Origin of the sequence: Rhizobium sp. Root1220, assembly GCF_001426265.1 — a bacterium.
In the GTDB taxonomy this organism is placed as follows: Bacteria; Pseudomonadota; Alphaproteobacteria; order Rhizobiales; family Rhizobiaceae; genus Rhizobium.
Genome location: NZ_LMDG01000001.1, coordinates 573,905 through 592,337, shown reverse-complemented (window position 1 = coordinate 592,337; position 18,433 = coordinate 573,905). Strand labels below are relative to the sequence as shown.

Genomic DNA, 18,433 nt, shown 5'->3' with positions numbered 1-18,433 from the left:
CGTGAGCCTATCGGTTCTTCCACTCCACCCAGTCGCGCATCAGGCGGTGGGCGATGGCGCCCTTCGGCGGCGGCGCCTTGCCTGTCGGGCTGGGACGCTCGAGCATCTCTATCGTTTCCTCGCGAGTGAACCAGCGGCAGTCTTCCAGTTCCTGCTCATCACGCTTGATTGCGGCCGATCTGGCCTCGGCATAACAACCGATCATCAGCGTGTGCGGCATCGGCCAGGGCTGCGAGGCGTGGTAGCGAATGCGGCCGATCTGAATTCCCGACTCCTCAAGCGTCTCGCGGCGAACGGCGTTCTCGATTGTCTCTCCGGGTTCGACGAAACCTGCGAGACACGAATACATGCCGGGTGCGAAATGCGGGCTTCGGCCCAGCAGGCAGAGATCGCGCTCCTCGTCCACCGCCAGCATGATGACGACGGGATCCGTGCGCGGGAAGATCGTGTGCTCACAGGCGGTGCAGATCCGTTTGTATCCGCCGATGTGGATATCCATCGTCGAGCCGCAGCGGCCGCAGAATTTGTTGTCCCTGTTCCAGCGGATCAGGCTGGCGCCCTGAGCGAATTCGCCAAGCAGGACGTCGTCGATCAGCATCTCGCGAAACAATGAACGACCATCGGCCGGCTTGTACTGGCAGGCAAGCTCATCCTCTGAAACGCCGACCGGCACGGCAAGGCGTGGTTCGCCCGTCTTGCGATAGCCAAGCAGTACGGTCTCATCCCAATTCGGCTGGAGATCGTTGAGTTCGTAACGGGCAAACAGTGGATCAAGCACTTGTCCGTCGTGTTTCAGGACAAGCTTGTCGCCGGTAAAGGCAAAGATATGCGTGCCGTCCTGGGCCAACGCCTTGTCTACCGAACTTTCGTCACGATGCTCTGAGTCGCGGATCAGGTCGTTGGCGGCAAAGGCGGTCAGATTGCTGGGTTCCGGATGGGGAACATCCAGGTCGAAAAGCGAACGGCTCATGATGAAAGGGCTTCCCGCAACTTCTCTATAAATTCATCTCTCTTCCCCTCCTCGTATGGCTCCGCCTTTCCAAATCCCCAGACGGGACCCGGCCAATTGGCATCGCCTTCGAAGCGGGCAATGACATGAACATGAAGCTGGCGGACGATATTGCCAAGGGCCCCGACATTGATTTTTGTCGCGCCGGTGATCTTCTTGAGCGTAGCGGCGACCAAGTCGGTTTCGAACGTCAGCATTACCTGGTCGAGCGGCGTCAGTTCGAAAACCTCACTGACGTCACAGCGCCGCGGCACGAGAATCAGCCATGGCCAGCGCGCATCCTTTGATAGCCTCAGGTCGCAGAGCCCGATCTGCATGACGCTGTGGCTGTCGCTTTGAAGCCGCCGGTCGAGCGCGAAGACGTCCAACAACCATTCCTCCAGGGTTTTCCAAAGGCTAGCAGTTTTTTTTGAGCTTGGCTTGCTTTTGATCGCGATATTGCCGATATGTGCCTTCGGGAGGTTGGTGGTGGACGAGCCACTCGCCAACCGGGTCAGGTCCGGAAGGAAGCAGCCCTAACGAGCCCGGCACGGGTCATCGTGCCAGCCTCCCACCCTTCTCTCCATTCTTTGCCCGAACAATCGGGCGCTAAGCAGGGCGATGAGCGACACCGAGCGACAGTCAAAAGATGCCGCCTCGACGGGCACCGGGTACCGGGTGCTGGCACGCAAATACCGCCCCAAGGACTTCACGGATCTGATGGTCGGCCAAGAGCCGATGGTTCGGACGCTGACCAACGCCTTCGAGACCGGCCGTATTGCGCAGGCCTATATGCTGACCGGCGTCCGCGGCGTCGGCAAAACGACGACAGCCCGTATTCTGGCGCGTGCGCTCAATTACAAGACGTCGGAGATCGACAAGCCGACGATCGACTTGCGCATCCCCGGCGAGCATTGCCAGGCGATCATGGAAGGCCGCCATGTCGACGTCATCGAAATGGACGCCGCCTCCCACACCGGTATCGACGACATCCGCGAGATCATCGAGCAGGTGCGCTACCGTCCGGTTTCGGCGCGCTACAAAGTCTACATCATCGATGAGGTGCACATGCTTTCGACGCAGGCCTTCAACGGTCTGCTGAAGACGCTTGAAGAGCCGCCGGAGCATGTGAAGTTCATCTTCGCCACCACAGAAATCCGCAAAGTGCCGATCACGGTCCTTTCGCGCTGCCAGCGCTTCGACTTGCGCCGCATCAGCGCATCGGATCTCGTCGGCCTGTTCACCACGATCGCGTCGAAGGAGGGCATCGAGGCAGAACCCGATGCGCTGGCGATGATTGCCCGCGCTGCCGAAGGCTCGGCGCGCGACGGGCTTTCGCTGCTCGACCAGGCGATTGCCCACGGCGGCGGCAGCGTTCTGGCGGAAGCCGTGCGCGCCATGCTCGGCCTCGCCGATCGCGCCCGTATCGTCGATCTCTTCCAGCACATCGTCAAAGGTGATGTTGCGTCTGCACTCGGCGAGTTCGAAAGTCAGTACGAAGCTGGCGCCAACCCCGTCGCCGTGCTCACCGACCTCGCCGATTTCACCCATCTGGTGACCCGGCTGAAATACGTGCCCGATGCGGCCAACGATCCGTCGCTGAGCGAAGTCGAACGCACCAAAGCTGCCGAATTCGCGCAAGGCGTTGCGGTTACCACCCTGTCACGCATCTGGCAGATGCTGCTGAAGGGTATTCCCGAAGCGGAAGCCTCCTCGCGCCCGGCCGGAGCTGTCGAAATGGTGCTGATCCGGTTGGCGCATGCCGCGCATCTGCCGGCACCTGAAGATGCGGCCCGGCGTCTGGCGGAATTCTCCGAAAACAGCAGCGGTACGCGTCCATCCGCACCGTCGGGGGGCGGTGGCGGCAACGGCGCGACGGTCAACTATCAGGGAAATGTCACGGCGCGTTCCACAGAGGCAGTCGCATCGCGGCCGCAGCCGTCCGGTTCGACGGCGATGCTTCGTTCCGTCGCCAATCCCGATCCACAGAGCCTGCCGGTCGGTCGTACCGAGACGAAGCCTGCCGAAGCGCCGCAGCCACTCGTCCCGGTCAACTCGATCGCCGACCTTGTCAATCTGGCGGCCGAGAAGCGCGATGCGAAGATAAAGGCGCTGGTTCGCAATTTCGTGCGTCCCGTCCGCGTCGAGCCCGGCCGCCTCGATGTCAACCTGACGGAAGGCGCGCCCCCGACGCTGCTGAACGAACTGGCCGTCAAGCTCAAAGACTGGACGGGCATCCACTGGATCGTCAGCCTCAGCCGTGATGAAGGCCAGCCGACCATGGTCGAGGCCGAAGCCCGTGCCAAGCAACAGCAGGTCAGCGACGCCCGAGAGGACCCGGACGTCGCCGCGATCCTCGCGCAATTTCCCGGCGCCAAGATCATCGACGTTCGCGTGAGGGCTCCCGAGCCGGAGGACGAGGGCGAGATCCAGCCTCCTGCTGCCGCCGAATCCGAAGAGGGCGATATCCTGCCCGGCGATGATATAGAATTCTGAGAGACCAAGAAGGAGCAAGACGATGCGCGACATCATGGGCATGATGGGCAAAGTCAAGGAAATGCAGGCCAAGATGGAGCAAATGCAGGCGGAGATCGCCGAGCTCAAGGCCGAAGGCCAGTCAGGCGGCGGGCTTGTCGCCGTTATACTGAACGGAAAGGGCGAAATGCAGAGCCTGAAGATCGACCCGTCGCTGTTCAAGGAGGATGATGTCGAGATCCTTGAGGACCTGATCGTTGCCGCCCACAAGGACGCGAAGGACAAGGCCGAAGCCGCCGCTGCCGAAAAGACCAAGGCGCTCACAGCCGGCCTGCCGATCCCGCCCGGCTTCAAGATGCCGTTCTGATTGACGTGGGACGGGAGCAACCCTCCCAGCCTTCGAGGCAGGATCTCGGCTAGGCCTGTGCTTCCAGAGCGGCGCGCAGCTTATAGTGGATAGGCGCGGCGAGGTACCTCGCCCGGTCACCGGCCGAGAGTTTCCGGCCGAAAGTCGCAATCATCTCGGGCAACGTCACCTTCGCACCAGTGAAGGGGTGAAGGTCGACCGCTTCGCCTGTGGTCGCCATGCCGCCGCTTATGACGCGGCAATAGATACCGGGACGTGCCGCACGCGTATATCGCTTGACGAATTGCGGATCGCCCATCTTGGCGGCGAACGTCGCACAAGGAATACGAGCGGCGGTCACCTCGAGAACAAGATCGCCGGCTATGAATTTGTCGCCGACGGCGACCGTCCTGTTGTCGAGTCCGTCGATCACCAGATTTTCGCCAAAGGTACCGGGTTCGATCGTGTGACCCAGGGACTTCGACCACCACTCCAGCGTAATGGCGCCTTCGAGATAGACGGCCTGGTCCACCCCGCCGTGATGCTTGCGATTGCAAATCGCATCGCCAACCAACCCATGGGCATCGACCATCACGCTAGCGCCGACCGGGTGCTTGTTGATCCCTGTCTTGTAGCTCTTGCCTGGCAGCCTTTCCGGATGGCCGAGGCAGACAGCGAGGATTTTCATGCGATCTGCGATCCTTGCGTGTTTCCGTTTTGCCAACATATGGGCTAATAACCGCTCATGGCAAAGCGAGTCACCGGCCCCGAAATCGAAAAACTGATCCAGCTTCTGGCGAAGGTGCCGGGTCTTGGCCCGCGCTCCGCGCGTCGTGCTGCCCTGCATCTCATCAAGAAGAAAGACCAGTTGCTGGGACCGCTTTCGAATGCAATGGGCGAGGCCTACGACAAGGTCAAGATCTGCTCCCATTGCGGAAATGTCGATACTGTTGACCCGTGCACGGTCTGCACCGATGACCGGCGCGACCACTCCGTGATTATCGTCGTCGAGGACGTTTCGGATCTGTGGGCGCTGGAGCGGGCTGCCGTCCTCAACGCCGCATACCATGTGCTCGGCGGAACGCTCTCTCCGCTCGACGGTGTCGGGCCTGACGACCTGAACATTCACGGTCTTATAGAACGGGTAACAGCCGGCGGCATCCGCGAACTGATCATCGCCGTCAACGCTACTGTAGAGGGGCAGACCACAGCACACTATATAACGGACCGGCTGTCGGGTCTGGACGTAAAGATCACGCGCCTCGCGCACGGCGTTCCGGTCGGCGGTGAACTCGATTATCTTGACGAAGGCACGTTGACCGCGGCCGTCAGAGCACGCACGGCAATTTAGGGGGAAGGATGAGCAGACGCAATTTCGGCCGGCTTTTCGTAGCGAGCGCGGCTTTGCTGACCCTTTCATGCCTACCGGCCCTCTCGGCTTCCAAGGCCAATGTCGAAGCGCAGTTCGAAAAATGGGTGCAGGCCGATCTTTGGCCGGAAGCGCATAGGGACGGTATTTCCGAACAGGTGTTTCGGGCTGCCTTTGCCGGTGTCGAATTGAACTGGAACCTGACTGATCTTGCCCCTCCTGGTTTTCCGCCACCAAAGGAGCTGAAGCAGACGCAGGCGGAGTTTTCCTCGCCGGCCCCCTACTTCAACGACGATCGCCTGAAGAGGCTTGCGGTGACCGGACGCGGCTTCGCATCGCAATATGCGTCGGCCTTGAAGAAGATCGAAAAGACATATGGCGTGCCCGGCTCGATCGTGATGGCGATCTGGGGACGCGAGACCGGTTTCGGCGCGGCGAAGATCCCGAACTCAGCGATCGAGGTTCTGGCCACCAAGGCCTTCATGTCGACCCGCAAGGACATGTTCTGGACCGAGTTGATCGCCGGGCTCCGCATCATCGAGAACGGCGACGTGACGCCAGCCGGTTTCAAGGGCTCGTCGGCCGGCGCGCTCGGCCAGCCACAGTTCATGCCGACCAGCTACCTAAAGTATGCGGTCGATTTCGATGGTGACGGGCATCGCAACATCTGGACCTCGGTGCCGGACACGCTTGCGTCGATCGCCAATTTCCTTGTGCAGAAGGGTTGGCAACGCGATCGCGGCTGGGGTTACGAGGTGACGATCCCCGCCACGGTGTCCTGTGCTCAGGAAGGTCCCGATCTCGCCAAGCCAATTTCGCATTGGGCATCGCTTGGCATCGAGCGTGTGACCGGCAAGGCTTTTACGTCGAATGAAAAGAAGGCGACGGGCATGATGCTTGTTCCGGCAGGGCGCGACGGCCCGGAATTCTTGGTAACCCCCAATTTCTATGTCATCAAGGAATACAACAACTCCGACCTCTACGCCCTCTACATCGGCAATCTTGCTGATCGGATTGCCTATGGGTCTGGCCCCTTCCGGGGGCCGTGGGGCGACGTCGGCAAGATGTTGCGGTCCGACGTTGCAACCATGCAGAAAGCATTGGAAAACAAGGGTTACGATGTCGGCGGTTCCGATGGCCTGCCGGGCTACAAGACGCGGCGCTCCATTGGCCGGTGGCAGGAGAAAAGCGGCATGAAGCCGACCTGCTACCCCGAGGCGTCGATGATCGGCAAGCTGAAGTAGCCTCGTTCGACACGCGGCTCATTCAATGAAATGGTTTGCCTCAATGGTGCAGATCGATGGGCGCCTTGTAGAAGACGTCGTCATCGGGAGGAATCGCCTGCCGCTCTATCAAGCGGTGTACGTGCGGTGACGTCTCACCAAGATGAAGCGCGCGAAGGCGATCGGCGTTTTCGGCATCCGCCTGGGTGCGGCGCTGGTTGTGCCTGATGTATTCGACCCAGGTGGGCGTATGATAGGTCTCGGTCCAGCTGCCGGGTTTCTCCAGGTCGCGCATTAAGGCCCAGTTCTTGGCGCCGTCGCGGATGCGGATCCGCCGGCGGTCACCCATCAGCATCAGGAATTCGGGGAGATCGTCGTCTGCGATGTCATAGTCGACCTGAATGACGATCGGCCCGCTTCGCGGGGTGATGTCGAGCCCGAGTGATGGCTCGGTGAAGCGGTTGAGGGGATCGAGATTGAGCGATGTGAAGGCCGGCATGGAGAAGCGAAGCCCGCCGACGATGCCGACGAGCATGACTGCGGCGGAGAGGAGCAATGCATCGGCAACGCCGTAGCGATCCGCTGCCACACCCCAGATCCAGCTGCCGGCCGCAATGCCGCCGAAGGTGACCGTCTGGTAGAGCGATAGCGCCCGGCCAACCACCCAGCGCGGCGTTGAAAGCTGCACGATCGTGTTGAAAAGCGAGAGCGCCAGCACCCAGCAGGCACCCGAGATCACCAATCCGACGCAGGTCAGCGCCGCCATAGGACTGACGGACGCAATGGCCGCGCTGAGCGCAAATCCGGCAAAGGAAAGGCGAACGATCGTCTCGCTCGAAAACTGTTCGCGCAGGCGCGCATTCAATACTGCTCCTCCTATCGCGCCGATACCGAAGGCGCCGAGCATAAGGCCGTAGGTCAGCGGGCCGCCGCCGACAAGTTCCAGTGCCACGATCGGCAGAAGGGCGAGTATCGAGCTGGCGCTGATACCGAAAATCAGGCCGCGCAACATCACCTTCTGAAGGTTGGGGGACATCGAGATATAGCGCAGACCGGCGAAGATGGCGCTTCCCAGTGCTTCGCGTGGCAGGCTTGAAACGGGAAGGGCAGGCCTCCAGCGCACCAGCGCATAGATCAACGCGAAATAGCTCAGCGTGTTGACGGCAAAGGCGGCGGCAGCGCCCGCCGCCGCCACGATCACACCGCCGAGCGCGGGGCCGACGCTGCGGGTGATGTTGAAGCCGACGCTGTTGAGCGTCACCGCGCCGGGCAGGTCGGCGCGCGGCACCATGTCGCCCACCGATGCCTGCCAGGAGGGGTTGTTCAGCGCGGTGCCGCAGCCGAGCAGGAATGTGAAGCACAGCAGTAGCCACGGCGACAACAGGCCGAAATAGGCACAGACGCTGAGCGCCGCCGAGACGGCGAGCATGAAGCACTGGGCCGTCAGCATCACTCTTCGACGATCGAAACTGTCGGCAAGCGCGCCAGAGACAAGCGAGAACAGCATGATCGGCAGCGCCGTCGACGTTTGGACCAGCGCCACCATGTCGCCTGACGAGGTGATGATCGTCATCATCCAGGCCGCCCCGACCGCCTGGATGAGGCCACCAAAATTGGAGGCCAGGCTTGCGAACCATATGGTTCTATAGGTTTCATGCCGGAGCGGCGCCAATGTCGAAGAACTGTACGCCACGATTCCTCCCGCGCGATCCATTCACTCCATATGCAATATATGCGGAATGATGATCATGGCTACACATTCAGCCATACGTCCGGCTGTTCGCGACAGAGCTTGCATTTTCGCGGAAACCGGCCTATATGGCTCTCAAATCTTGATCGTCTGATGAAGAGTGGGCCGCAAGGACCCGCTCTTTTTTATTACCGCGATCATCCGAAATGCACGACATTGCTAGGAGCGTATCGCTTGTCGGATCCGACGAACGTAGACAACGAACATGAGCCGCGGCTGATCACCGAGACCGGTCTTGACCAGCGCCTTGCCGAGATTATCGAGCCTGTGCTTGTCGACCTGGGCTACCGTCTGGTGCGCGTGCGCATGATGAACCAGAACGGCGCGACCATGCAGATCATGGCCGAACGCAACGACGGAACGATGAATGTCGAGGGCTGCGAGGAGGTCTCGATGGCCGTTTCTCCGGTTCTAGATGTGGAAGATCCGATAGATAAAGAGTATCATCTGGAAGTGTCTTCGCCGGGCATCGACCGGCCGATGGTGCGCAAGTCCGATTTTGTGCGTTGGATGGGACATCTTCTGAAGTGCGAAACGTCGATCATGGTCGGCAATCGCAAGCGCTTCCGTGGCAAGATCGTTGCCACCGACACGGACGGCTTTACGCTGGAGCGTGACCAGGTTTCCGAGGGCGAAGAACAGACCATCGTTATTCCGTTCACGGCGCTTGCCGACGCGAAACTCATTCTGACCGACGATCTGATCCGTGATGCACTGCGCGCTGACAAGCTGGCGAAGGCAGAGGCCGCGAACCAGAACGAAGCGGAAGACGAAGAATAAACCGATCAACTTGTGGCGCCGGGGAAGGGAACCCTGAACGCCTAGACGGAGAGAAAAGACATGGCAGTCAGTGCGAACCGGCTCGAACTTCTGCAGATCGCAGATGCAGTGGCGCGCGAAAAGGTCATCGACCGCGAGATCGTGCTTGCCGCAATGGCAGACGCGATCCAGAAGGCCGCGCGCTCGCGCTACGGCACTGAATCCAACATCCGCGCGGACATTAACCCGAAGACCGGCGAAATCCGCCTTCAGCGTCTGCTCGAAGTTGTCGAAGTGGCCGAGGATTATTCGACCCAGATTCCGCTTGAACTGGCCCGCGACCGTAACCCGGATGCAGCCCTTGGCGATTTCATCGCCGATCCGCTTCCGCCGATGGATTTCGGCCGTATCGCTGCCCAGTCCGCCAAGCAGGTGATCGTCCAGAAGGTCCGCGAAGCTGAGCGTGACCGGCAGTTTGACGAATTCAAGGATCGCGTCGGCGAAATCGTCAACGGCACCGTCAAGCGCGTCGAGTACGGAAACGTCATCGTCGATCTCGGCCGTGGCGAAGGCATCATCCGTCGCGACGAAATGATTCCGCGTGAAAACGTCCGCTATGGCGACCGCGTCCGTGCCTATGTCTACGACGTTCGTCGCGAACAGCGCGGTCCGCAGATTTTCCTGTCGCGTACCCATCCGCAGTTCATGGTCAAGCTCTTCACCATGGAAGTGCCGGAAATCTACGACGGCATCATTCAGGTGAAGTCGGTTGCCCGTGACCCGGGTTCACGTGCCAAGATCGCGGTGATCTCGAACGACAGCTCGATCGATCCGGTCGGCGCCTGCGTCGGTATGCGCGGTTCGCGCGTTCAGGCCGTTGTCGGCGAGCTTCAGGGCGAAAAGATCGACATCATTCCCTGGTCGCAGGACCCGGCGACCTTCGTCGTCAACGCCCTGCAGCCGGCCGAAGTCGCGAAGGTCGTTCTCGACGAAGACGCGGAGCGCATCGAAGTCGTGGTTCCGGACGAGCAGCTGTCGCTCGCCATCGGTCGCCGCGGTCAGAACGTTCGGCTGGCGTCGCAGCTGACCGGCTGGGACATCGACATCATGACGGAAGCCGAGGAATCCGAGCGCCGTCAGAAGGAATTCAACGAACGCACCAACCTGTTCATGGACTCGCTCGACGTTGACGAAATGGTCGGGCAGGTTCTGGCCTCCGAAGGCTTCGCGGCTGTCGAGGAACTGGCTTACGTCGAGCTCGACGAAATTGCGTCGATCGATGGCTTCGACGAAGACACGGCACAGGAAATCCAGACCCGCGCTCGCGAGTTTCTGGAAAAGCTGGAAGCCGAAATGGATGAGAAGCGCAAGGCGCTGGGCGTCGAGGACGACCTGCGCCAGATCGACGGCATGACCGCCCAGATGATGGTCGCGCTTGGCGAAGACGGCATCAAGACGATGGAAGACTTCGCCGGCTGCGCAGCTGACGATCTCGTGGGCTGGAGCGAACGCAAGAACGGCGAGACCAAGAAGTTCGAAGGTCTGTTCTCGAAGTTCGATGTGTCGCGCGTCGAAGCCGAACAGATGGTTGTTCAGGCCCGCCTCGCGGTTGGCTGGATCACTGAGGAAGACCTCGCGAAGGAAGCGGAAGCTGAAGAAGCTCCCGAGGCCGAGCAGGAAGTTTAATGTCCGCGCGTGAGCCTACCGTTTCTCCTGAGGACGACGATCTTGCAGGATATGACGTGAATGGTCGCATGTGCATCGTGACGCGCGAAAGCGGATCGCCGGGTGAGCTGATCCGCTTCGTTGCCGCTCCCGATGGGACAGTGGTCGCAGACCTGAAGCGCCAGCTTCCGGGACGCGGCTGTTGGGTGAAGATCGACCGTGCGCTGGTCGACAAGGCAGTGGCGAAGAAGTCCTTCGCCCGTGCCCTGAAGACGGAAGTTAAGGTCGCGGCCGATCTCGGCGAAGTCGTCGACAAGCTGTTGGCACAGCAGTTGATGCAGATGATGAACATGGCCCGTAAGGCCGGGCAGTTCATCAGCGGCTCCTCGAAAGTGGATGCTGCGATCAGGAGTGGCGCGGCCATCGCTGTGTTCCATGCAACGGACGCAGCAGCCGATGGCGTGAGAAAAATCGACCAGGCCCGCAAGGCCTGGCATCTCGGGATGGAAACCGAGGAGGAAATACCTTCCTACCACCTCTTCTCGGAGAGCGAAATGGAAGGCCTGATGGGTCAGAACGCTTTTATCCATGCTGCAGTGCTTGCAGGGCAGGCGGGTGAAGGTGTAGTGAAGCGCGCAAAGATGCTCGAACAGTACCGCAATGGCGGTCAGTCCCGGGCAGCGGGCGGCGCTGGCCGGCAAAAACAATGATACGGTCACCGGACTTGTCCGGTCCCAAGATCATTGATCGACACTATTTGATTGACAGGGCCTGATGACGTCATCGCTCCCTGTCCGAAGGAACGGGAACGAATGACCGATAGCAATGACGACAAGACACTGAACGGACCAGGCAAGAAGACTCTGACCCTGAAGCCGTCGGGCGTAAGCCAGGGCACCGTGCGCCAGGATATGGGTCGCGGCCGCACCAAGGCGGTCGTTGTCGAGACCCGCAAGCGGCGCCCGATGCGCCCTGAAGACGAACGTCCGATTACCCCGGCCGCACCGGTGGCTCCAGTTCGCGCAGCGGAACCGGCGCCGGCACCTGTTCAGGCGCGAGCGCCACAGGCACCGCAGCCGCGGATCCATCAGCCGGGTGGCCAGCAGCAGCGCTCGCAGCCTTCATCGCAATCACCGCGCCAGCAGGATCGTCCGCGTCCGGTGGTCTTGAACCATCTGTCGCCGGAAGAAATGGATGCGCGCCGCCGCGCCCTTGCCATGGCGCAGGTGCGCGACGCGGAGGACGCTGTCCGCCGCGCCGAGGACGAGAAGCGCCGAGCCGCCGAGGAGATTGTCCGTCAGGCAGCCGAAGCAGAGGAAGCCAAGCGCCGTTCCGCAGAGGATGCGGTCCGTGCAGCCGAAGCTGCTGCCGCTCCGCCGGCACCGGTTGCATCGGCTCCGGCCGAAGCCCCGCGCGTCCAGGCAGCTGCACCGGCTGTGCGTCGCGCCGATGGCGATCAGTCGGCCCGTCCGGCTGCCGGTGCTGTCGCAGCGCCAGGCGGGGTTCGCCGTCGCGAAAACGAGCAGGAAGAACGCCCGGCCCCGCGCGGTGCTCCGGCTCGTGGCCGCGTTGTCCGCCCGGAACCTGCAAAGCCCGTTACGACACGTCCGAAGACCGAAGACGAGCGTCGCCGCGGCAAGCTGACGATCGGCACCGCCGGCGTCGACGACGACGGTACTGCCCGTGGGCGCTCGATGGCCGCCATGCGCCGCCGGCAGGAAAAGTTCCGCCGCAGCCAGATGCAGGAAACCCGCGAAAAGGTTATTCGCGAAGTTGTTCTGCCTGAGACCATCACCATTCAGGAACTGTCGCAGCGCATGTCCGAACGCGCCGTCGACGTCATCAAGTACCTGATGAAGGAAGGCCAGATGATGAAGCCGGGTGACGTCATCGACGCCGACCTGGCAGAAATCATCGCCGGTGAGTTCGGCCACACGGTCAAGCGCGTGTCTGAATCCGACGTCGAACTCGGCATCTTCAACGTTGCCGATGGCGAAGGCGAGCGCGTTTCGCGTCCGCCGGTCGTCACCATCATGGGTCACGTCGACCACGGCAAGACGTCGCTGCTCGACGCTATCCGCAAGACCAGCGTCGTCTCCGGCGAGGCTGGCGGCATCACCCAGCATATCGGTGCTTATCAGGTCGAACAGAACGGCCAGAAGATCACCTTCATCGATACCCCCGGCCACGCCGCCTTTACGGCCATGCGTGCTCGTGGTGCGCAGGCAACCGACATCGCGATCCTGGTGGTTGCGGCCGACGACAGCGTCATGCCGCAAACGATTGAATCGATCAGCCATGCCAAGGCGGCCGGCGTTCCGATCATCGTTGCCATCAACAAGGTCGACAAGCACGAAGCTGATCCGCAGAAGGTTCGCAACCAACTGCTGCAGCACGAAGTCTTCGTCGAATCCATGGGCGGTGAAGTGCTCGACGTGGAAGTGTCCGCCAAGACCGGTCTCAACCTTGATAAGCTTCTCGAAGCCGTACTGTTGCAGGCTGAAATTCTTGACCTCAAGGCCAACCCGAACCGCACGGCGGAAGGTACGGTCATCGAAGCCCAGCTCGATCGCGGCCGTGGTGCCGTGGCCACCGTGCTCGTCCAGAACGGTACGCTGCGCCCGGGCCAGATCATCGTTGCTGGCGACGTCTGGGGCCGCGTTCGCGCCCTGGTCACCGACAAGGGCGATCACGTCAAGGAAGCAGGCCCGGCAATGCCTGTAGAGGTTCTGGGTCTTTCAGGGACGCCTGCAGCCGGCGACAAGTTTGCCGTCGTCGAGAACGAAAGCCGCGCCCGCGAGATTTCCGAATACCGCCAGCGGCTTGCCCGCGACAAGGCGGCTGCCCGCCAGTCCGGCCAGCGCGGTTCGCTCGAACAGATGATGAGCAAGCTGCAGGATACGGGCTTCAAGGAATTCCCGCTGGTCATCAAGGGCGACGTCCAAGGCTCGATTGAAGCCATTTCCGGCGCGCTTGACAAGCTCGGCACCGACGAGGTCCGTGCCCGCATCGTGCATTCCGGTGCAGGCGCTATCACGGAATCGGATATCTCGCTGGCCGAGGCATCCAATGCCGCGATCATCGGCTTCAACGTCCGCGCCAATGCGCAGGCTAGGTCCGCTGCAGAGCGTGAAGGCATCGAGATCCGCTACTACAACATCATCTACGATTTGGTCGATGATGTTAAGGCGGCAATGTCCGGTCTGCTCTCTCCGGAACGTCGCGAAACCTTCCTCGGCAACGCCGAGATCCTCGAGGTGTTCAACATCACGAAGACAGGCAAGGTTGCCGGTTGCCGTGTCGTCGAAGGCAAGGTCGAGCGTGGTGCAGGCGTCCGCCTGGTGCGCGACAACGTCGTCATCCACGAAGGCAAGCTCAAGACGCTCAAGCGCTTCAAGGACGAAGTATCGGAAGTTCCGGTCGGTCAGGAGTGCGGTATGGCCTTCGAGAACTACGAAGACATCCGTGCGGGCGACACTATCGAGTGCTTCCGCGTCGAGCATATCACCCGCACTCTCTGATCGTGCGAGACTAGAATTGTGGACGGGCGCCGGATCATCCAGTCCGGCGCCCGAACCTTTTGAGGCAAAGAATAATGGCAACAAGACCAACAACCTCCGCACCTTCGCAGCGCATGCTGCGCGTCGGCGAGCAGGTACGCGCGGCGATCACACAGGTTCTGCAGCGCGGAGAAGTGCGGGACGACGTGATCGAAAAAACCGTCATCTCGATTTCCGAAGTCCGCATGTCGACCGATCTGAAGGTCGCGACGGCTTTCGTCACGCCGCTCGGCGTCGCTGACCATGCCGCGATCATCGCGGCGCTGAACCGTCACGCCAAATACATTCGCGGTCGTCTTGGGCCGCAGCTCCGGCAGATGAAATACATGCCGGAAGTCCGTTTCCGCGACGATACGAGCTTTGACAACTACAAGAAGATCGACGAGTTGCTGCGCTCGCCCGAGGTCATGCGTGACCTTGAAGGCGGCGATACCGAAGAACAATCATAGAAGAGCCTGATGTCCAAACCACGTAAGCCCAAAGGCCGCCCGATCTCGGGCTGGCTTATCCTTGACAAGCCTGTTGACTTTGGCTCGACGGAAGCCGTTTCCAAGATCAAGTGGCTCTTCAAGGCGCAAAAGTGCGGCCATGCAGGCACGCTCGATCCACTGGCATCAGGCATGCTGCCGATCGCCCTTGGCGACGCCACCAAGACCGTCCCCTACGTCATGGACGGCCGCAAGATCTATGAGTTCACGGTTACCTGGGGCGAGGAGCGTGCGACCGACGATCTCGAAGGCGAGATCACCCAGAGCTCTGACAAGCGTCCGACCGAACAGCAGATCCGTGATCTCCTGCCCAGCTATACCGGTGTCATAAGCCAGATACCGCCGCAGTTCTCCGCCATCAAGATTTCAGGCGAGCGCGCCTACGATCTGGCACGCGAAGGCGAGACCGTCGAGATCCCGTCGCGCGAAGTCGAGATCTTCCGCTTGACGCTGGTCGACTGCCCGGACGAGAGCACCGCGCATTTCGAGGTAGAGTGTGGTAAGGGCACCTATGTGCGCGCGCTGGCCCGCGATTTCGGCCGTGAATTTGGCTGCTTCGGCCATGTTTCCGGTCTGCGCCGCAGCTTCGTTGCGCCGTTTGCCGAAGAATGCATGATCCCCTTGGCCGATCTGGTTGCGCTTGAGGAAATCGAGGATATCGACGAGCGCCTGGCCGCGCTTGATGTCCTATTGATCGATACCAGCGAAGCTCTCTCGTCTCTGCCGCATCTCGTCGTCAACGACGACCAGGCCCACCGCCTGAAGATGGGCAACCCCATTCTTGTGCGCGGCCGTGATGCCCCGGTTGCCGAAAGCGAAGCCTATGCCACGGCCCGCGGCAAACTGGTCGCCATCGGCGAAATCGGCCAGGGCGAATTCCGCCCCAAGCGCGTCTTCGGCTGAGGTTGAGACTGGCGGAGGCGTGCGTGGCATGCCTCTTCCCTTTGCTGCCTGAATGGTTTATAGGCAGCGCCAGCATCAGGCTCGGCTTGAATGCATTCGCGGCCAAAGCTGGACGACATCCCGGCTTTTGGCGACCTTATCTCCTCTCATCGAAAGGAACATACGATGTCGATTACTGCTGAGCGCAAGACGGCTCTGATCAAGGAATACGCAACGTTCGAAGGCGACACCGGTTCACCGGAAGTACAGGTTGCCATCTTGACCGAGCGTATCAACAACCTGACCGGCCACTTCAAGGACCACAAGAAGGATAATCATTCCCGCCGTGGTCTGCTGACGATGGTTTCCAGCCGCCGCTCGCTTCTTGACTATCTCAAGAAGAAGAACGAAGGCCGTTACACCAAGCTGATCACCAGCCTGGGTATCCGCCGCTAAGGCTTTTTTCGGCGGGCGCTCCCTCAGGACGCCCGCCGCATTTATTTCGGGGGAATGTTTTCCCCGACCCCGCGATACGCAAGGAGGCGTGGCGGGATTGCCCGGTAGACCCGGATGGGCCGGATCTGCCAAAACCAAACCGTTGACCTGTCATGGGGCAGGATTGCCGGATGCTTTCGGCCAGGGTGCGCACCTTGGCCCGGTTTCTGCCAGGAGACCGACATTGCAAAGCCTCCCGTTGTCTTGCCCATGATGCGTCATCATTGATTGCGGTCGACTGCGCGCCGTGCCTATCGGCAATGGCGCGTCTTCCCGCATTGAAGGACAAGACACATGTTTGACACACATACCGTGGAAATCGAGTGGGCAGGCCGCCCGCTGAAGCTCGAAACCGGCAAGATTGCCCGTCAGGCTGACGGTGCCGTTCTCGCCACCTACGGCGAAACTGTCGTTCTCGCCACCGTCGTTTCGGCCAAGTCGCCGAAGCCGGGCCAGGACTTCTTCCCGCTGACCGTCAACTACCAGGAAAAGACCTACGCAGCCGGCAAGATCCCCGGCGGCTACTTCAAGCGCGAAGGTCGTCCGTCCGAAAAGGAAACGCTGGTTTCGCGTCTGATCGACCGCCCGATCCGCCCGCTATTCCCGGAAGGCTACAAGAACGACACCCAGGTTGTCGTCACTGTCATCCAGCACGACCTTGAAAACGATCCTGACGTATTGTCGATGGTTGCCGCTTCCGCTGCGCTGACGCTTTCCGGCATTCCCTTCATGGGTCCGGTCGGCGGCGCACGCGTCGGCTACATCAACGGCGAATATGTCCTCAACCCGCATCTCGACGAGATGGAAGAGTCGACCCTTGACCTCGTTGTCGCCGGCACCCATGACGCCGTTCTGATGGTTGAATCTGAAGCCAAGGAACTCAACGAAGAAGTCATGCTCGGCGCCGTCATGTTCGGCCACAAGGGCTTCCAGCCGGTTCTCGACGCGATCATCAAGCTCGCTGAGGTTGCCGCCAAGGAGCCTCGTGATTTCCAGCCGGAAGATCATTCCGAGCTCGAAGCCGAAATGCTCAAGCACTTCGAAGCCGAACTGCGCGTTGCTTACAAGAACACGCAGAAGGCTGAACGCTACGCTGCCGTCGACGCCGTCAAGGCGAAGGTCAAGGCACACTTCTTCCCGGAAGGCGCTGAGCCGAAGCACACCGCCGAAGTCATCGGCGCGACCTTCAAGCACCTGCAGGCGAAGATCGTTCGCTGGAACATCCTCGACACCAAGAGCCGTATCGACGGCCGCGACCTGTCGACCGTTCGTGCGATCGTCTCGGAAGTCGGCATCCTGCCGCGCACCCACGGTTCGGCTCTGTTTACCCGCGGTGAAACGCAGGCGATCGTTGTTGCCACGCTCGGCACCGGCGAAGACGAACAGTACGTCGACAGCCTCACCGGCATGTACAAGGAGCGCTTCCTGCTCCATTACAACTTCCCTCCCTACTCGGTTGGCGAAACCGGCCGCATGGGTTCCCCGGGCCGTCGCGAAATCGGCCACGGCAAGCTCGCGTGGCGCGCTATCCGCCCGATGCTTCCTTCGGCTGACCAGTTCCCCTACACGCTGCGCGTCGTCTCCGAGATCACCGAGTCGAACGGCTCGTCCTCGATGGCAACCGTCTGCGGCACCTCGCTCGCTCTGATGGATGCAGGCGTTCCTCTGGCCAAGCCGGTTGCCGGTATCGCCATGGGCCTGATCCTAGAAGGCGAACGCTTTGCCGTTCTCTCCGACATCCTCGGCGACGAAGATCACCTCGGCGACATGGACTTCAAGGTTGCAGGTACTGCCGACGGCATCACCTCGCTGCAGATGGACATCAAGATCGCCGGTATCACCGAAGAGATCATGAAGGTTGCTCTGGAGCAGGCTCAGGGCGGTCGCAAGCACATCCTCGGCGAGATGGCCAACGCCATCACCGAAGGTCGCTCGCAGCTCGGCGAATTCGCACCGCGCATCGAAGTGATGAATATCCCGGTCGACAAGATCCGTGAAGTCATCGGTTCCGGCGGCAAGGTCATCCGCGAAATCGTCGAAAAGACCGGCGCCAAGATCAACATCGAAGACGACGGCACCGTCAAGATCGCCTCGTCCTCGGGCAAGGAAATCGAAGCGGCCCGCAAGTGGATCCACTCGATCGTTGCCGAGCCTGAAATCAACCAGATCTACGAAGGCACGGTCGTCAAGACCGCCGACTTTGGCGCATTCGTCAACTTCTTCGGCGCCCGCGATGGTCTCGTCCACATCTCGCAGCTTGCTTCCGAGCGCGTTGCCAAGACCCAGGACGTCGTCAAGGAAGGCCAGAAGGTTTGGGTCAAGCTCCTCGGCTTCGACGAGCGCGGCAAGGTCCGCCTGTCGATGAAGGTTGTCGATCAGGCAACCGGCCAGGAAATTCCTGCCGACAAGAAGAAGGAAGAAGCAGCCGAGTAA

General features: G+C 61.0%; 16 protein-coding genes and 1 other RNA gene. 13 read left to right on the top strand and 4 right to left on the bottom strand.

The window, feature by feature from the left end; translation table 11 throughout:
- Positions 1–7: 7 nt before the first annotated feature.
- The gene (nudC, locus tag ASC90_RS02895; protein ID WP_056535112.1) at positions 8–970 is read right to left on the bottom strand and encodes an NAD(+) diphosphatase; all 963 of its coding nucleotides are present in this window, start codon (positions 968–970) and stop codon (positions 8–10) included.
- A complete protein-coding gene (locus tag ASC90_RS02890; protein WP_056535260.1) occupies positions 967–1,377 on the bottom strand; it encodes an HIT family protein in 411 nt (136 codons plus the stop codon). Before ASC90_RS02890 ends, nudC begins: the two co-directional genes overlap by 4 nt.
- Positions 1,378–1,466: 89 nt before the next feature.
- On the opposite strand from ASC90_RS02890, the gene ffs reads away from it, so the two are divergent.
- The 3 genes from ffs (at position 1,467) to ASC90_RS02880 (ending at position 3,830) form a co-directional block, all read left to right on the top strand.
- Positions 1,467–1,563: signal recognition particle sRNA small type (gene ffs / locus ASC90_RS27590), an RNA gene on the top strand.
- A 46-nt stretch (positions 1,564–1,609) separates the two neighbouring features.
- On the top strand, positions 1,610–3,484 hold the full coding sequence (locus ASC90_RS02885; protein ID WP_056535110.1) for a DNA polymerase III subunit gamma/tau: 1,875 nt from the start codon (positions 1,610–1,612) through the stop codon (positions 3,482–3,484).
- Positions 3,485–3,506: 22 nt separating this feature from the next.
- Positions 3,507–3,830: a YbaB/EbfC family nucleoid-associated protein gene (locus ASC90_RS02880; RefSeq protein WP_056535108.1), complete on the top strand. Its 324-nt coding sequence runs from the start codon at positions 3,507–3,509 to the stop codon at positions 3,828–3,830.
- Positions 3,831–3,879: 49 nt separating this feature from the next.
- Here ASC90_RS02880 and ASC90_RS02875 read toward each other — a convergent pair whose 3' ends face one another.
- Positions 3,880–4,497 carry an MOSC domain-containing protein gene (locus tag ASC90_RS02875; protein WP_056535106.1) on the bottom strand — a complete coding sequence of 206 codons (618 nt, stop codon included), beginning with the start codon at positions 4,495–4,497 and terminating at the stop codon, positions 3,880–3,882.
- Between the two features lie 57 nt (positions 4,498–4,554).
- Between ASC90_RS02875 and recR the strand changes: the two genes are divergently transcribed.
- Both recR and ASC90_RS02865 read left to right on the top strand, forming a co-directional pair.
- Positions 4,555–5,160: a recombination mediator RecR gene (gene recR, locus ASC90_RS02870; protein WP_056535105.1), complete on the top strand. Its 606-nt coding sequence runs from the start codon at positions 4,555–4,557 to the stop codon at positions 5,158–5,160.
- 8 nt (positions 5,161–5,168) lie between these two features.
- Positions 5,169–6,422, top strand: a complete 1,254-nt coding sequence (locus ASC90_RS02865) for a lytic murein transglycosylase (RefSeq protein WP_056535103.1) — start codon at positions 5,169–5,171, stop codon at positions 6,420–6,422.
- 40 nt (positions 6,423–6,462) lie between these two features.
- On the opposite strand, the gene ASC90_RS02860 is transcribed toward ASC90_RS02865, so the two are convergent.
- Entirely contained in the window at positions 6,463–8,094 is a 1,632-nt protein-coding gene (locus tag ASC90_RS02860; RefSeq protein WP_056535258.1) for an MFS transporter, read from the bottom strand.
- A 231-nt stretch (positions 8,095–8,325) separates the two neighbouring features.
- Here ASC90_RS02860 and rimP point away from each other — a divergent pair, with 231 nt between their 5' ends.
- The 8 genes from rimP (at position 8,326) to pnp (ending at position 18,433) form a co-directional block, all read left to right on the top strand.
- The gene (gene rimP, locus ASC90_RS02855; protein WP_056535101.1) at positions 8,326–8,931 is read left to right on the top strand and encodes a ribosome maturation factor RimP; all 606 of its coding nucleotides are present in this window, start codon (positions 8,326–8,328) and stop codon (positions 8,929–8,931) included.
- 60 nt (positions 8,932–8,991) lie between these two features.
- Positions 8,992–10,596, top strand: a complete 1,605-nt coding sequence (gene nusA, locus ASC90_RS02850) for a transcription termination factor NusA (RefSeq protein ID WP_056535099.1) — start codon at positions 8,992–8,994, stop codon at positions 10,594–10,596.
- The gene (locus ASC90_RS02845) at positions 10,596–11,285 is read left to right on the top strand and encodes an RNA-binding protein (RefSeq protein ID WP_056535097.1); all 690 of its coding nucleotides are present in this window, start codon (positions 10,596–10,598) and stop codon (positions 11,283–11,285) included. The genes nusA and ASC90_RS02845 overlap by 1 nt, the downstream gene beginning before the upstream one ends.
- A gap of 102 nt (positions 11,286–11,387) precedes the next feature.
- Complete coding sequence (infB, locus tag ASC90_RS02840; protein WP_056535096.1) at positions 11,388–14,096, top strand: translation initiation factor IF-2; 2,709 nt, start codon at positions 11,388–11,390, stop codon at positions 14,094–14,096.
- Between the two features lie 74 nt (positions 14,097–14,170).
- Complete coding sequence (rbfA, locus tag ASC90_RS02835; protein ID WP_056535094.1) at positions 14,171–14,584, top strand: 30S ribosome-binding factor RbfA; 414 nt, start codon at positions 14,171–14,173, stop codon at positions 14,582–14,584.
- A 9-nt stretch (positions 14,585–14,593) separates the two neighbouring features.
- Positions 14,594–15,526 (top strand): tRNA pseudouridine(55) synthase TruB, encoded by a 933-nt coding sequence (gene truB, locus ASC90_RS02830; protein WP_056535091.1) that lies wholly within the window; start codon positions 14,594–14,596, stop codon positions 15,524–15,526.
- A 165-nt stretch (positions 15,527–15,691) separates the two neighbouring features.
- A complete protein-coding gene (rpsO, locus tag ASC90_RS02825; RefSeq protein WP_025659731.1) occupies positions 15,692–15,961 on the top strand; it encodes a 30S ribosomal protein S15 in 270 nt (89 codons plus the stop codon).
- Between the two features lie 333 nt (positions 15,962–16,294).
- Positions 16,295–18,433, top strand: coding sequence for a polyribonucleotide nucleotidyltransferase (pnp, locus tag ASC90_RS02820; protein ID WP_056535089.1), 2,139 nt, complete (start codon positions 16,295–16,297; stop codon positions 18,431–18,433).

Excerpts from the sequence above, each read along its gene's own strand:
- nudC (WP_056535112.1), bottom strand. The coding sequence starts at position 970 with ATGAGCCGTTCGCTTTTCGACCTGGATGTTCCCCATCCGGAACCCAGC.
- ASC90_RS02885 (WP_056535110.1), top strand. The coding sequence starts at position 1,610 with ATGAGCGACACCGAGCGACAGTCAAAAGATGCCGCCTCGACGGGCACC.
- ASC90_RS02880 (WP_056535108.1), top strand. The coding sequence starts at position 3,507 with ATGCGCGACATCATGGGCATGATGGGCAAAGTCAAGGAAATGCAGGCC.
- ASC90_RS02875 (WP_056535106.1), bottom strand. The coding sequence starts at position 4,497 with ATGAAAATCCTCGCTGTCTGCCTCGGCCATCCGGAAAGGCTGCCAGGC.
- recR (WP_056535105.1), top strand. The coding sequence starts at position 4,555 with ATGGCAAAGCGAGTCACCGGCCCCGAAATCGAAAAACTGATCCAGCTT.
- ASC90_RS02865 (WP_056535103.1), top strand. The coding sequence starts at position 5,169 with ATGAGCAGACGCAATTTCGGCCGGCTTTTCGTAGCGAGCGCGGCTTTG.
- nusA (WP_056535099.1), top strand. The coding sequence starts at position 8,992 with ATGGCAGTCAGTGCGAACCGGCTCGAACTTCTGCAGATCGCAGATGCA.
- ASC90_RS02845 (WP_056535097.1), top strand. The coding sequence starts at position 10,596 with ATGTCCGCGCGTGAGCCTACCGTTTCTCCTGAGGACGACGATCTTGCA.
- infB (WP_056535096.1), top strand. The coding sequence starts at position 11,388 with ATGACCGATAGCAATGACGACAAGACACTGAACGGACCAGGCAAGAAG.
- rbfA (WP_056535094.1), top strand. The coding sequence starts at position 14,171 with ATGGCAACAAGACCAACAACCTCCGCACCTTCGCAGCGCATGCTGCGC.
- truB (WP_056535091.1), top strand. The coding sequence starts at position 14,594 with ATGTCCAAACCACGTAAGCCCAAAGGCCGCCCGATCTCGGGCTGGCTT.
- rpsO (WP_025659731.1), top strand. The coding sequence starts at position 15,692 with ATGTCGATTACTGCTGAGCGCAAGACGGCTCTGATCAAGGAATACGCA.
- pnp (WP_056535089.1), top strand. The coding sequence starts at position 16,295 with ATGTTTGACACACATACCGTGGAAATCGAGTGGGCAGGCCGCCCGCTG.